12 protein-coding genes are annotated in these 13,379 nt (G+C 49.4%); 6 read left to right on the top strand and 6 right to left on the bottom strand.

Features of this window, described 5'->3' with window-relative positions:
• The first annotated feature begins 235 nt into the window (after positions 1–235).
• Together AC286M_RS29510 and AC286M_RS29505 are read left to right on the top strand one after the other, a co-directional pair.
• Positions 236–508, top strand: a complete 273-nt coding sequence (locus AC286M_RS29510) for a hypothetical protein (protein ID WP_488207789.1) — start codon at positions 236–238, stop codon at positions 506–508.
• Positions 509–603: 95 nt separating this feature from the next.
• Positions 604–918: a hypothetical protein gene (locus AC286M_RS29505; RefSeq protein WP_488207788.1), complete on the top strand. Its 315-nt coding sequence runs from the start codon at positions 604–606 to the stop codon at positions 916–918.
• Here AC286M_RS29505 and AC286M_RS29500 read toward each other — a convergent pair.
• From AC286M_RS29500 to AC286M_RS29490, 3 genes are read right to left on the bottom strand one after another with little or no spacing between them, the layout of a single operon-like run.
• Positions 848–1,213, bottom strand: coding sequence for a slr1659 superfamily regulator (locus tag AC286M_RS29500; protein ID WP_488207787.1), 366 nt, complete (start codon positions 1,211–1,213; stop codon positions 848–850). The genes AC286M_RS29505 and AC286M_RS29500 overlap by 71 nt on opposite strands.
• A gap of 47 nt (positions 1,214–1,260) precedes the next feature.
• Positions 1,261–1,851 (bottom strand): slr1658 family protein, encoded by a 591-nt coding sequence (locus AC286M_RS29495; RefSeq protein WP_488207786.1) that lies wholly within the window; start codon positions 1,849–1,851, stop codon positions 1,261–1,263.
• Between the two features lie 13 nt (positions 1,852–1,864).
• Positions 1,865–4,000 carry a SpoIIE family protein phosphatase gene (locus AC286M_RS29490; RefSeq protein WP_488207785.1) on the bottom strand — a complete coding sequence of 712 codons (2,136 nt, stop codon included), beginning with the start codon at positions 3,998–4,000 and terminating at the stop codon, positions 1,865–1,867.
• Between the two features lie 333 nt (positions 4,001–4,333).
• Here AC286M_RS29490 and AC286M_RS29485 point away from each other — a divergent pair, with 333 nt between their 5' ends.
• On the top strand, positions 4,334–5,194 hold the full coding sequence (locus AC286M_RS29485; protein ID WP_488207784.1) for a diguanylate cyclase: 861 nt from the start codon (positions 4,334–4,336) through the stop codon (positions 5,192–5,194).
• 43 nt (positions 5,195–5,237) lie between these two features.
• Here the strand turns inward: AC286M_RS29485 and AC286M_RS29480 are convergent, their stop codons facing one another.
• From AC286M_RS29480 to AC286M_RS29470, 3 genes are all read right to left on the bottom strand, one after another.
• Complete coding sequence (locus tag AC286M_RS29480; RefSeq protein ID WP_488207783.1) at positions 5,238–5,687, bottom strand: surface-adhesin E family protein; 450 nt, start codon at positions 5,685–5,687, stop codon at positions 5,238–5,240.
• 3 nt (positions 5,688–5,690) lie between these two features.
• Positions 5,691–6,401, bottom strand: coding sequence for a hypothetical protein (locus AC286M_RS29475; RefSeq protein ID WP_488207782.1), 711 nt, complete (start codon positions 6,399–6,401; stop codon positions 5,691–5,693).
• Between the two features lie 160 nt (positions 6,402–6,561).
• Entirely contained in the window at positions 6,562–7,308 is a 747-nt protein-coding gene (locus AC286M_RS29470) for a cupin domain-containing protein (RefSeq protein WP_488207781.1), read from the bottom strand.
• Positions 7,309–7,625: 317 nt separating this feature from the next.
• Here AC286M_RS29470 and AC286M_RS29465 point away from each other — a divergent pair, with 317 nt between their 5' ends.
• The 3 genes from AC286M_RS29465 to AC286M_RS29455 all read left to right on the top strand — a co-directional run bounded on the left by AC286M_RS29465 (position 7,626) and on the right by AC286M_RS29455 (position 13,283).
• Positions 7,626–9,353 (top strand): succinate dehydrogenase/fumarate reductase flavoprotein subunit, encoded by a 1,728-nt coding sequence (locus AC286M_RS29465; protein WP_488207780.1) that lies wholly within the window; start codon positions 7,626–7,628, stop codon positions 9,351–9,353.
• A 121-nt stretch (positions 9,354–9,474) separates the two neighbouring features.
• Entirely contained in the window at positions 9,475–10,560 is a 1,086-nt protein-coding gene (locus AC286M_RS29460) for a tetratricopeptide repeat protein (RefSeq protein WP_488207779.1), read from the top strand.
• A 1,298-nt stretch (positions 10,561–11,858) separates the two neighbouring features.
• Positions 11,859–13,283: a Sll1247 family protein gene (locus AC286M_RS29455; protein ID WP_488207778.1), complete on the top strand. Its 1,425-nt coding sequence runs from the start codon at positions 11,859–11,861 to the stop codon at positions 13,281–13,283.
• Positions 13,284–13,379: the final 96 nt, after the last annotated feature.

Here is a 13,379-nt window from a genome sequence, read left to right as displayed (position 1 = left end):
GTTGCCTGTGAATTGCTTGACTTGTTTTGATCTTACCTAAGGATTATGCGCAGTCCGCCACCTAACAACGTCCATGTATCCCTCTTTTATCACTCTAAGCAGAGGGAATCTGAGGTGTCCAAATTTCGTCGCTGACATAATGGATTCATCAGCCATGCAGGACGAGCGAATGCAGGGTTCGGCTTTTCTCCATGCGGAGTGATAAAAGAGGGCTAAACACTTTTAGGAATTCATCATGCTCGTCAGCAGAATGATTCAACACAAACTTTGGTTTTGGTTGCAGTGGGCAGTAATAAGTGCCGCTGGGTGGGTGCTAGGCTTAATTGCAGCGCTGTTGATAAATTTTTCAACAGTTCGGTTACTCAAACACTTGATTGCGCTCAGCGAAAGTCCCACCTTTATGACTGCCTTAAATGAGGTCATGACTGGCAATATCGGTGATGGCATTCCGGGAGATTTTATTGGTGTGCAATCTGCATTTGTTTTTGGAACACTTTTTGGCGATTGATATACCTATTGTCTCGCCCCAAGCATCAGGTCAGCTCAAACTGATCACTGCGCTCAAGATAAAATGGAATTGACAAGCTCGAACAGGTCGTGTTTATGGCGGTTAGACAACCCCGCTACAGCAAAGAAGAATTTGCTCGACGTGGCGATGAGATCTATGAAAATCAGGTACGCTCTCAGGTCGAGGAAGGTAACTACGGCAAGATTGTAGCCATTGATATTGAAACGGGTGCCTTTGAAGTCGCCGACGAAATCTTGACCGCAACGAATCGCCTATTCGAGCGCCTCCCTGATGCTCAACCTTGGATTGTCCGCATTGGACATCGGGCCGTTCATCGCTTTAGGCCCACTCTAGTTCCATTGCGGGCATTAAGCGCTGGAGATTTCTCAGCGATCTCTTTTGCCAGATAACCGTCTCGGATCCCTGTACGACCAGACTTTTATGCTCTTGGTTACGGGCTTTAATCACAAATCGAGATAGCACACTAATGCCGGAACTGTTGAGGAACTCTAGCTGACGTAAATTCAAAATCAGCGTGGGTGCGGCGTTATTTAGAGCGGTTTCTAATAAGTTGTTGATGGGGGCAAAGTCTTCGATGCTGGCTAAACTGAGCGAACCGTCAAAAAATACAGTTGATGTTACAGCATCATAGTGAATGCTGTACTCTTCGCCTTTAATGTCTTGGATGCTAATTTCAGTTTCCATGATTGCTCTTAATCGTTATCAACCCGATAGAGAACTAACTTAATAGTCTAAATTTCAAGCTGGACTTTAGTGGTAATAATGGCTCCTGCATCTTCGACTGTTTCAAGCAGCCATCCTACCCGTGCCGCATAGTCATTGATAATGGTCAGAATGCCGAGGCCAGAGCTGGTTGAATGCTCCACTTGAGCCTGTTGTTCAATTTGCTGAATGTAAAGCTCACTCGGGTCAGATTCTGTTAATTTCTGGATAAAGGCCCGGAGCTGAACGTCGGTAGCAGAATCAACCTGATTTTTAGTTAGAAACACCAGCTTATCAGGATAAAGCTGTAGCGTAAGCATGATAGCTTCGGCTGAATCTGTATCGCTGAACTTCATGGCATTTTCCAGCAGCTCATTGGCAATGAACGTAATCACGCCCATCAGCTCCGACTTGGGATCACTCATGCCAGGGGGCTGTCCTTCGCCAGGGAAGAAGGTTGAGAAATAATCCGCCAGAAAATTGGCAGATAAGCGATTGGTGCGCCAGCGTTCTCGCAGAGGAACAGAGCTAGGTGAGAAAACAATCGTCAAGTATTCGCGGCTGACGACGGCTTCATCCTGAAAATCACCAAAGGTTTGTAGTGTTAACGTTTGACTCATCGTGGATACCTGATTACTTTTGCTTGAGAACAACTAAGGTAAGGTCATCGCGCAGGGTTTGCGTGCCGATATACTGCTGAACATCGCGAATGACCGCTTGCCGAATCTCAGCGGCGGACTGTCTTAAGTGCTGCTGCACTACCTTCTGCAGGCGATCCAAGCCATATTGCTGCTTCTGGCTGTTAATTGCCTCCGTAATTCCATCCGTATACAGCACGACGACATCACCCGGATCGAGGTTGATCTGCATTTGTTTGATAAAGGGACGGATGTCTTCTTCGAGAGCCAGTGGAAAACCTAGATCGAAGGTGTCGATCTGCTCTGCCGTACCCTGCGATCGCACCACAATCACTTCCTCATGTTGCCCACTCAGCTTGAGCTGGCCTGCTTCATAGTCTAGTAACATCAGCGTTAAATTCTTGGTGGAATTCATCCGCTGAATGTTGTTGTGAATGGCGCGATTCAGCGTATCGAAGAACTTCACCGGATCGGTTTCATTGTGGGTTTGCAGAGTGCGGATGGCAGTTTGCATCATCAGCATGACCACACCGCTTTCTAGCCCATGCCCAGTTACGTCGCCGATGCCAATCTTCAACGCCCCATTATGGCGCAGCACATCATAGTAATCACCGCCGACTTCATCTGCGGGCTGCATAAACCCGGCAATATCGAGTTCGTCGATTTTAGCGAGTTCCTCTTCCCTGGGCAGAATCATTTGCTGAATCTGCTTGGCTACCTCTAGTTCCGCCCCCATGCGCAGGTTTTCGGACTTGAGCTTCTGATTAAGGGAATTAATTTCATCATTGGCGGCCTGTAGTTCGGCGGTGCGTTCATCGACTCGCTGTTCCAGCTCCTGATTGGCGGCAGCTAAGGCGTTAAATGCCTGCTGGAGCTGTTTGGCCATCCGGTTAAACGACTGGGCTAGCCCTTCGAGTTCAACAATCCCTTGCGCTTCAACATGCTGATCGAGCTGACCATCGGCAATGGCTTGTGACGCCTGATTGAGCCGCAGAATGGACTTGGCAATGCGATGGGCGGTTAGTAAACTAAGTGCGATCGCTAATCCCAGGGCACCGAGACAGAGCAGAATCGTGTTGCGGGTATTGGTGTTGACCTGAGCCATAAAGTCGTTCTCCGGCACTGTCACCACAATCAGCCAGTCTAGGCCCCGATTGTCTTGAAATGGTGCCACCTGGACAAACTCACGCTGGCCATCTACCTCAAAGCTCAACTGCTGCACCGACTGAATCTGATTCAGGTCGCCAAACTGATCCAGTAAATACTTGGCCGTACCGCTGACCAGTGGGTTTTGGCTTTCAGTGGCAGCAATTCGCTGGGTGGCTTCGCCCTCACCTCGGACTAGCTTTTCCTCCCGCGAGGTTGAGCTAGAGACGAGCAGCCCCGACCGCTCAATGATGAACGTCTCGCCCGATTTGCCGACCTTCAGCTCCTGCAAAAACTGATCGATTTCCACGGGTAGGAAAAAGTCGGCGGCGCAAACGCCCTGTAGTTCACCGGCTTCGTTATAAACAGGCTGACTGGCTGTAATCACGGGCACCAGAGCGGTAAACCCTAGATAAATATCGCTCCAGACGGCGGTTCCTGAGGCTTTAGCCGACTGGTACCAGGGACGCGATCGCGGATCATAGCGTCGCTGATCAATCTTCGTTCTGTCGCTAAGGTTTCCCTTGGCATCCAGCGGATAGTAGTGCTGAAGATAACCCGTTGCCGGGTTGCTGTACTGTAATCGCAAGGGAAAATTACTATCGTCTGTACGCGCGATGCTGAGAAACGCGCCGTCGGCTTCGCCGCCGCAGTAAATCATGTGCGTGTTGGGGAATGCTTTAGCCTGCTGCCAAAAGGCGTAGACATCTTCCATCTGAGTCAGCTCCAGCTCCCCGTGGGCCAGCGAGGTGGCATTAATTTCAGTAATCTGAAACGGAGTTTGGATGTAGTTTTTGAGTTCCTGTTCGATGCGGGCAGTTAGTTCACTGCGCAGTTGAGCCGCTACGTCATTCACCGCTCGGTGACTATTCCGAAACGAAAAATAGCCAACGAGACCGACTGCTCCCACAATTTGCAGGACAAAGGGGATGATAAGCAGCGATCTCAACGAGATTTTTCGGCTCGGCTTAGGTTTCTGATCCATAAGTTTCGGTAGAGCACAATAGGGTGATGACGGTTGGCGCTGGGCGCTAGATTGCCTATGCCTGGTTATTGGCCTTTTTAGAGTGCCCTAGAATGCTCGATTACTATCTAAATAAATAGAATTGTTGCAATCGTCGATTTACGGACTTTATGAGGCAGATTCCTAAAAATTTGACCAATATAGCTGAAGAGATAGCGGTTTATACGGCCATCATCGGGCAAAAAGCTAGAAACTTTCCTTCAAAATCTTTGGTTTTACGGTATGGCTTCGCTCGGAACCTGCTAAAACGGGAATACTAAAATAAGTTGTTTGACTCATCTCTTTGACGCATCTATGCCGAACGACCAACCGCCGCAGGCTAAACAGGATCTCGTCCTACAGATGAGTACCTTACAGGTTGAGAATGAACAGCTTGAGAGCCAAGTTCAAGATCTGGAAATGACCATCCAGATTATGGCGGAGCACGGCAGCTTGATCGAGGCTGAACTGCAAACTGCCAACAAAAGGCTGCAGCTTGAGATTCGGGAGCGCCAACAAGCCGAAGCGCGCTTGCAGATGCTGGTGGCAGCGATTTCTCAGCGCAATCTCGACTTAGAAATCATCCTCGATACGCTACGTGAGCATGGTGATGCTATTCATGATCAGTGGTACGCCAAGATTCAGGAAGCCAAGCAGTTGGCGGGCATAGACGGTTTGACCCAAATTCCCAATCGGCGTCGGTTTGATGAGCATTTAAAGGAGCAGTGGCAACTGATGGCCGAGCAGCAATCACCTATATCGCTGCTTTTAGCCGATATTGATTATTTCAAGCAGTACAACGACACCTACGGACACCTGCTGGGAGATACCTGCCTCAAGCATGTGGCGCAGGCGCTACAGGGTGCCATTAGCCACACAAATGATTTGGTGGCTCGCTATGGTGGCGAAGAATTTGCTGTCATTCTGCCAGAAACCGATTTGCCAAGTGCGATCGCAGTTGCCGCCCGGATGCAGGCTCAGGTCGAATATCTCCAGCTACCCCATGCCTGCTCGTCAACCAGCCACTATGTCACGCTCAGTATAGGAGTTGCAAGCTGTATTCCATCTCCAGCTCAATCCCCGCAAACGCTGATTGCGGCCACCGATCGCCTACTGTATACCGCCAAACAGTCTGGCAGAAATCAAATTGCCTATGACGGTAGTTTTGTCGTTTGAAATGAGACGAATGTCTATGGCGAATTTCTATACTGTCAGACCATCATTGAGATGCAGATGGTGCTGGCTCAGCTTGTTCACAGACAAAGCGCAAGACGGCTGCTGCGCTACTGCCTGGCTGGGGCTGCGTTAACGGGCCAGCAGCATCATAGTTAATGCGCTGAATCACCTGCCGCTCTTGGTCACGAGCAACAATTCGTCTGAGCCGCGAAACACCGCCAACACAATCAGCAGAGCGATACAGCATGACACTATAAACGGGTTGATCCAACTCAACCCCAACAAAGGCATTGTTCGGTTGTGGAAAATCGCGATTTTCCCAATACCACACAGCTCCATCCCTAACTTCAATAGAGCTACGTTCTACCAAAAAGCGATCGCCCACCGCATTGCGTGTGACCTCGACCCACTCTACTTTAGGAGATTGAGCCAACGCACCGGGCACACTGACTGCAGACAAAATTGCGGCTAAACCAACAAGCAACGTTTTCATAAGCTATTGGGAATTAGGCTGAGATTGACTACCAGGTGCCTCTTCAGACGTGTCCGTGCGATACTGTTGAACATTTTGGATGGCTTGCTGAGCATAGGGATTGTTGGGACGCTCGTCCAATGCCCGCTGAAAATAGATCAGCGCGGTTTCATAATCCCGTTCCTGAGTTGCCTCATATCCTGCCGCCATATAGCGATCAAATTCTGACGACTGAGGCGGTTGTACCGACGGTGAAGAGGATTGAGGGGTAGCTGCCGCTGTTCTTTGCTGTTCCTCATAGGCGCTCACAACACTCTGAATATAGTCGGCAATTTCAGAACTGTTGTACTGAGATGGGTCACCCCGCATCCACCAGGCAGCGGATCGACGCACCGCTAGCATTTCATTATTACCGCTAGCCTCATATTCATCTTGCAGCACATCCCGCATGACACAAGTCACAACCGAACGGGCAACGACTGGGCTAGCCTCAAATTCAGTCGGTGAAAGCTCTCGCCCGATACATGACCTGAACCAACGAGGAATGTTGCCTGGCATAATCTGCCAGTCACTATAAAGCCCGTCATCTGCACGCCCCGTTTGAGGTGCGGCTCTACGAAGCGCCTCGACCAGTGCAGCAACCTGACTGTCTGAAACTTGTGCCTGGGCTGGTAGCGCTCCGACTGCCAGGATCATGCCTAGGCTGACGATTAGTTTGCCAATGGGTACTCGCATAGCTATTGTCCATCCCAAACTAGCTCAAGTCAGATTCTACATTTATTACTCAGGGCTTGTCACCGATCGTTTGTTAGTTGTTTTTTGTACGGAAATAGGTATGCCTCCCTTCGTTACATGCGATCGCTTACCGTAGGTTAGATTATTACCTTTTGTCTGCCTAAAAAGACAGACCTAGTGCTAAGCAAGAGCTATCTTCCGTTGCGCTGACCGCATAAGATTGTGTCTCAATGGTGGTGGCAACAACTAGCATTTGCTCACCGAACGGTGTTCCATCAATGGTGCAAGTTCCTCGCAGGACAAGCAGATAATTGCCGATATACTCGGAAGCCTCAGAGGAGGAGGTGCTGATGAACTGGGAACTCATGCCACCGTCTGGATCGAGGGGAACGGTGTAGACCGAAACGCCAGCTTGCATCTCCTCGAACGGGTAAAGCGTTTCGAGTTCTGGATCAGCAGTGTTGATTTGAACAGGGGTATAGTCCTCAATTAAATCGGTGTTGGCAAAATCTGGTGGTGAAGCATAGGCCAGGATGAAAAAGCCCGTACTGTCTGAAATTTCGTGACCGCTGCCCGGCGGATTGAAGTAGAGAGACCCCGTGGGATAAACCCCTTTGGCATCGGTTTGGGTTCCATCGATGACGTAGACTGACTCCGTCATTGAGTGATAGTGCAGTCCGACGCTGCCATCGGGAATCGTGTACCACAAAATGCTGATGTGCTCAGTATCGGCGGCACCCGAGAGAATCAGCTTTTCTAAGTTTGGCCTAAACGTAGAAAAGTCGTAGTTGGTGGGATTGTCGATTAGATCATTCAAATCGACAACGGTGGAATTGCTCAGTCCCGAACGGCTTTCCGCCTGGGCAATTTCGGGTACATCAGTTGCGATCGCAACTCTTCCACTCACAAGTCCGACCAGCGAAATTAACCCCAAAGCCAACGCTGATGACGATTGAACCTGTCGCATAACCGCAGACACCTTTGCTAAAGATCAGGGAAATTGCTTTCTAAAAATAGGAAGCTCCAACCTTATCACGGCAAAAACAAGCAAATCTGCTACTTAGTGAGCAAAATGGGAGCAAAACCGTTTCTGGCGATGCTGGGCGGCGCTGCGAATGCCACACAGGACTACAAATCATTTGAGTTTATAAAGAATCTCCTTAACCTTTGGGTGAGGACGTTTTTGTTGCGTCAGGATGGAGGAAGATCGACAACAGAAAATCTATGATTGAACACGATGTCATTATTGTTGGCGGGGGGCTAGCGGGTTCAAGAGCAGCCTTAGAAATTATTCGCACCAATCCGAGTCTAAGCGTCGGTCTTGTTGCCAAAACCCATCCGATTCGCTCTCATTCGGTCGCCGCACAGGGAGGAATCGCCGCTACGCTGAAGAATGTAGACGATGCCGATTCCTGGGAAGCCCACGCTTTCGATACCGTCAAGGGTTCAGACTATCTGGCCGACCAGGATGCCGTTGAAATCCTGGCCAAAGAAGCCCCGGATGTAGTGATTGACCTCGAACACATGGGGGTTTTGTTCTCGCGCTTAGAAGATGGTCGAATCGCGCAGCGAGCTTTTGGCGGCCATTCCCATCGGCGCACCTGCTATGCAGCAGATAAAACGGGACACGCCATTCTGCATGAACTGATTAACAACCTGATGCGCTACGGCGTGACGATTTACGACGAATGGTACGTCATGCGCCTGATCTTGGAAGAAGGTCGCGCCAAGGGCATCGTCATGTATCACCTGCTGGACGGGCAGATTGAGGTAGTGCGGGCCAAAGCGGTTATGTTTGCCACGGGTGGCTATGGGCGAGTGTTCAACACTACGTCGAATGACTTTGCCTCAACGGGTGACGGGCTGGCCATGACTGCGATCGCAGGTTTGCCGCTACAAGATATGGAGTTCGTCCAGTTCCATCCCACGGGCCTATATCCGGTTGGGGTGCTCGTTTCGGAAGCGGTACGGGGCGAAGGGGCGTACTTAATCAACAGCGAAGGGCAGCGCTTTATGGAGCACTATGCGCCCAAGCAGATGGAGCTAGCGCCACGGGATATCACCTCCCGCGCCATCACCAAGGAAATTCGAGCGGGTCGCGGCATCAAGCCGGACGGTAGTGCAGGTGGGCCATACGTTTACCTTGACCTGCGCCACATGGGCCGAGAGAAAATCATGAGCCGTGTACCCTTCTGCTGGGAAGAGGCACATCGGCTGCTGGGCGTTGACGCGATTACGGAACCGATTCCGGTGCGGCCCACGGTTCACTATTCAATGGGCGGCATTCCGGTTAATCTCGATGGTCAAGTGCGCAGCGGTGCCGATGGTTTAGTTGACAACTTCTTCGCAGCGGGAGAAGCAGCCTGTGTGTCCGTCCACGGTGCCAATCGGCTGGGCAGCAATTCCCTATTGGAATGCGTCGTGTTTGGTCGCCGTACCGGAGCTGCGATCTCACAGTATGTCCTCAACCAAAAGTTACCGGATGTAGATTGCGATCGGTATATTCAGGAAGCCCAAGCTCAGATTCAGTCACTCTTGGATCAAAAGGGCACTATGCGGATTCACGACCTGCGCCAGCAGTATCAAGACTGCATCACCGAGCACTGTGGCGTCTTCCGCCAAGCCGATGTCATGCAGGAAGGCATTGACAAGCTGGAGGCAATTCAGGCGAACTACGGTCAAATCTATCTGGACGACAAGGAAAAACTTTGGAATACCGAAATCATTGAAGCGCTAGAGCTGCGGAACCTGATGGTCGTGGGACGGATGATTCTCACGTCGGCTTTAGAGCGCAAGGAAAGCCGGGGTTCTCACTCGCGGGAAGATTTCCCCACGCGAGACGACGCTAATTTCTTGCAGCATACGCTGGCCTATTATTCACCTGCGGGCATTGAGTTGAGCTATCGACCCGTCGCTCTGGGTATGTTTGAACCGAAGGAGCGAAAATACTAGTAATATCAAGTCCGCGTGTAAGAACCCAATTTATTTTTGTGAAACGCTTGCGGAGCAAGCGTTTCACAAAAATAAATTGGGTTTTCAACCGGATTTCATGTAAGTAGAAGGATCAGGAAAAATGCAGAAGGAAGTTGCTGAAGCACTGGAGCAAAAGGACTACCGCACGGTGGCCCAACTGCTCAAGCAGTGGCAGCAAGAAAATTCCCAAGATCCTTGGTTTCGGCTGTATGTCGGTCGATTTCAGGAGGCAACAGGAAAACTACAGGCGGCAGAAGTCACCTATCGCAAACTGCTCAAGGCGGCTACGGTTCCCAAAGTGGTTACCCAAGCTCGCCAGGGCTTACAACGCCTGGACGAAATTGAAGCGCAGCGCCGTCAGCAGGCCATGCAAGAGGCGACGGCGGAACCCAGTGACCAGGAGCTAGGGTTACTCGTCATTGAGCCAGTGGTGGGAGAACAGCGGCGTGAGGTCGCTCAGGGATTTGCCAAGGTGATGCAAATTGAACCCTATCTGGCTCAGATGCAGTTGCCCAGTCGCGGCTGGCGACTGCATCGCATCGGTTCCATTGGGGCACTGAATTTTTATGTTGATGAGCTGCGGCAGGTAAATGTGCCCGCCTTCTGCCAGCGAATTTCCACCTTGCAGCAGGTGCATATCTTCCGCGTCGATCGGTTCCAGTCCCTCGATCTGCAGGCCACGGCAATTTGTCACAGCGAAGACGACCAATTGGGCGCACTGGCGTTTGATTGGTCAGAAGTCAGCCAGCGGGTAGAAGGTCGCTTGCCGATTCTAGAATCTGTTGTGGATCTGGGGCCGTGGAACAAGCTCCAGCGCAAGGAGCGTACCCAGGACTACATGCAAATTTGTGATCTGCATCTACCGAGACGCAACAGTATTCTGCGGATCTGCGATCGCACCTACCAGTTTCAGCGCAGCGTTGAGTTTGCACCCATGCCCAATGAACCCCCTAATCTCACACAACTCACGAATCGCATTAGCTGGAATCGGCTAATTTATGGCTTAAATCAGCGAATAACCGGGCCAATCCAATCCGATTTCACGATATTTGGCGAAAGTGCTTTAGATTTAATCGATTTACTGGGTGCTAACTTTAAATCTCACATCGATATTTCCCGTCAAACCAAGTCTAATTGGGACGACGCATTTCATCTTTACAGCAGTCTACTATTCATCCAGCGTTAGAAAGTGCCTAGAGAACGCTATGAACAAATGCAGCACCAAATTTAGAAATGTGCTGCATTTTCGATGTTCGGATTTTTTATGAAGTCTTTTTTGTATAGCAGTAGTTACATTGATGAGGACGTTGGGAAACTCTGAAAACGTTCAAACGTTTAAACGTTGGATTTCGTAAATGTCTTAACCAAAGTAGCGATGGCCATATCTGCCGCAAACCCCGCAGAGATGATTTTGTGGCTAGGGCAACCTATCTGGCAAATTCCCTGAATGATGTCGTTACCTATCAACCAGTATCACGATCAATATCAGTATTAAGTGATAGTACTCAAGATTATTAATTTGATAAGGTATGTGAAGCAAAGGCACCTCAATTAATAACTGGGGTAGATTGAAATTCGACTCGACTTGTGAAGAGTTGAATCGTTTTTGTAGAAGCGAGTGATATGGGGCTTTTTCGTAGTAAAACCAGCCTTTTATGGATAGATTAGAGGCAGATAAGGCCTAATTGGGGACTAGATCACACGGCAATCGTGTTTTCAGTCAGTCCAATGTCACCCTAATATCACCCACAGCGTATGGGTATTGTCACTGAAATCCCAATGTATCCGTAGTAATGTATTCATAACTCGGATTTGGTGCATCTCCAAGTCGATTGACGGTATAATTCGCCCTCTACTCAGCCAAGCCGCATTAAAGATCAATAAACCCAATGGGAAAGCGCTGGGCCAATAGTGCATTGCTAAATCTTAGTGAGAGATAGTTTCTATTGGATCAGGGCAAATTAAATGAGTGTAGCTTCAAATAGCGTGTTTTCCGTATTTTCACTCCTTCCGTACTTTGGTTGTCTCACCGTGTTGATAGTTATGACTAGCTTTTTTTCTTCCTGCAAAGCGACTCCTTGCCGAGAGCCGTACCCCTCTGCCCAAACCGCAGCGGCGCTGGCTCTCATCTGGAGTTGCGATTGCGTATCTGCCCACCACTGGATGCGTCGACATTAGCCAATTCGTTCGTTTGCTGAGTTGAACTAACTGATTTGACTCAGAGGCTGCAGTTCCCCGTAGAGTTTAGCTCTTGCAGCACATTACTCCGTGTATCTGAAGCAGCTTGACATGAACTTTGCATTGGTTACATACGTCTGATAGATACGGCATTCGGTACAGCGCAAATTGTGCAAGGTGTGCATAACTTTGGGTCACTCTCACTGACCTTAGTAATGTGGGGTATCGATAAGATAAAGCTAATGCGTGAATCTACTTTTCTCATTCCCTGTTTCGATGATTTCACCATTTGACTAGGCAGTGCTCATGATTGTGGATCGAGTCTTGAATGATGTGTCCCCCCATTCCTTTAACCGGCAGCGGCTAATGGGTCGAAGTTCCCGCGAGGCGCAAGAAGCTATCTATGCTTTTTTGCTGGATGCCGTCAAACACTATCCAGCCGAAGCGGTTTTAGAAGAGTTCAAGCGACTGTTTATCCAACACGTTGATACAGTCAGCTCTAATACACTGCCAGCGCTTTATGAAATCGTTTTTGCGAACGACGCAAAGGAGTTTCGCAATACCCTAAAGCGCTCTTGCTACATCTTGATTAATAACTGGGAGACCTCGCGCCAGCATAAAGCCATTCAAGATCTCGTCCTCCTGTTTCAAGATCCGCTCATTCATCGCCGAACCGTTTCACCAACCCTCAAGCGGCTCAGAAGCTGGCTGTTTGATTTTGTCCACAGCAAAGACTACGAAGATCTCAAGCTGTTTGCGGCTCGTTATTTACCGCCACAAGAGCGAGAAAAACACTGGACATCGCGCTACACTGCCTATTTGCTCACTTCCCAATTCGCTGATGCCGATAATCCAACGGAGCAGCGAGAAGCAGCTCGTCTGGCCGCCCAGCAGCTAAAAGATCGTTTCAAGCTGGATTTAGCTCTATACACAGCGAAGTCACAAGCAGCGAGATCGATCAGCGAGATGCCGAATAATCCGACGGGATTGGGAGAGGGAGTACTGCGATTAATCAAAACCATTGTGATGCGGCGCGGCACGTTTAGCTACGCTAATTTGGCCAATATCTTTGTGCGTCAAATTCAGGGCAGTCGCTACGAAAACTTTAAGAAGAGCCTACTGCGGTATATTCTGTTTGCCCTACCAGATGAAAATGCGGCCCTTGCCATCCGGCATCACTTAGGCCATAAGCTAGACGAACTCTACCTAGACCATCACGATGCCGAAATTAATAATGCGCTGCTGCTGCGCACCTGTAATCGGGTCATTGAATACTTAACGACAGAAGATCGAGAGTCACCCTCTCCACTCTTCTGTATGCTGCTAGCCAACGGCAATTCGCTGCCAATCGTCAGCGTTTTACTCAAACTTATTCTGATCTGTCGTAATTCCAGAACGCATCTTGAAACACGGATTGCTGATTTAATCCACTATTACAAAGATGAATCGGAAGAGGATTGTCGCTGGGTGATCAACTTCTTTGAGGTTTTCAACGTAACGTTCACTATCTATACCGAAAACGTTGAGTATAGCTTGGTGAGAACCAGCGCAATTGCTTCCATTTCGGCCAACCCTATTGAGCCGTCTTCTTTAAGCCTAGATGCCTATCGAATTTTCTCTCAAATTCGTCATCAATCAATTAGTTTTGGCAACATGAGCGAGGAAGAAGCCGCGATCGCAGATGAGATCCTTGAACGCTCGTCTGACATTGATTTTCTAGAAGAAGAGTAAATTCCTGAGCGTTTTATTTCTAAATTTTTTCTAAAGCTAGTGTTTCAAGCGCTACAGCAGTTTTCTGAGGCTGCGCTATCCTGTAAACAGCAGTGA

Source organism: Thainema salinarum CENA647, assembly GCF_057732415.1.
Note: the sequence above shows the minus strand (reverse complement) of the source record. Positions and strands in the feature narration are given on the sequence as shown.

Excerpts from the sequence above, each read along its gene's own strand:
- AC286M_RS29510 (WP_488207789.1), top strand. The coding sequence starts at position 236 with ATGCTCGTCAGCAGAATGATTCAACACAAACTTTGGTTTTGGTTGCAG.
- AC286M_RS29505 (WP_488207788.1), top strand. The coding sequence starts at position 604 with ATGGCGGTTAGACAACCCCGCTACAGCAAAGAAGAATTTGCTCGACGT.
- AC286M_RS29500 (WP_488207787.1), bottom strand. The coding sequence starts at position 1,213 with ATGGAAACTGAAATTAGCATCCAAGACATTAAAGGCGAAGAGTACAGC.
- AC286M_RS29495 (WP_488207786.1), bottom strand. The coding sequence starts at position 1,851 with ATGAGTCAAACGTTAACACTACAAACCTTTGGTGATTTTCAGGATGAA.
- AC286M_RS29490 (WP_488207785.1), bottom strand. The coding sequence starts at position 4,000 with ATGGATCAGAAACCTAAGCCGAGCCGAAAAATCTCGTTGAGATCGCTG.
- AC286M_RS29485 (WP_488207784.1), top strand. The coding sequence starts at position 4,334 with ATGCCGAACGACCAACCGCCGCAGGCTAAACAGGATCTCGTCCTACAG.
- AC286M_RS29480 (WP_488207783.1), bottom strand. The coding sequence starts at position 5,687 with ATGAAAACGTTGCTTGTTGGTTTAGCCGCAATTTTGTCTGCAGTCAGT.
- AC286M_RS29475 (WP_488207782.1), bottom strand. The coding sequence starts at position 6,401 with ATGCGAGTACCCATTGGCAAACTAATCGTCAGCCTAGGCATGATCCTG.
- AC286M_RS29465 (WP_488207780.1), top strand. The coding sequence starts at position 7,626 with ATGATTGAACACGATGTCATTATTGTTGGCGGGGGGCTAGCGGGTTCA.
- AC286M_RS29460 (WP_488207779.1), top strand. The coding sequence starts at position 9,475 with ATGCAGAAGGAAGTTGCTGAAGCACTGGAGCAAAAGGACTACCGCACG.
- AC286M_RS29455 (WP_488207778.1), top strand. The coding sequence starts at position 11,859 with ATGATTGTGGATCGAGTCTTGAATGATGTGTCCCCCCATTCCTTTAAC.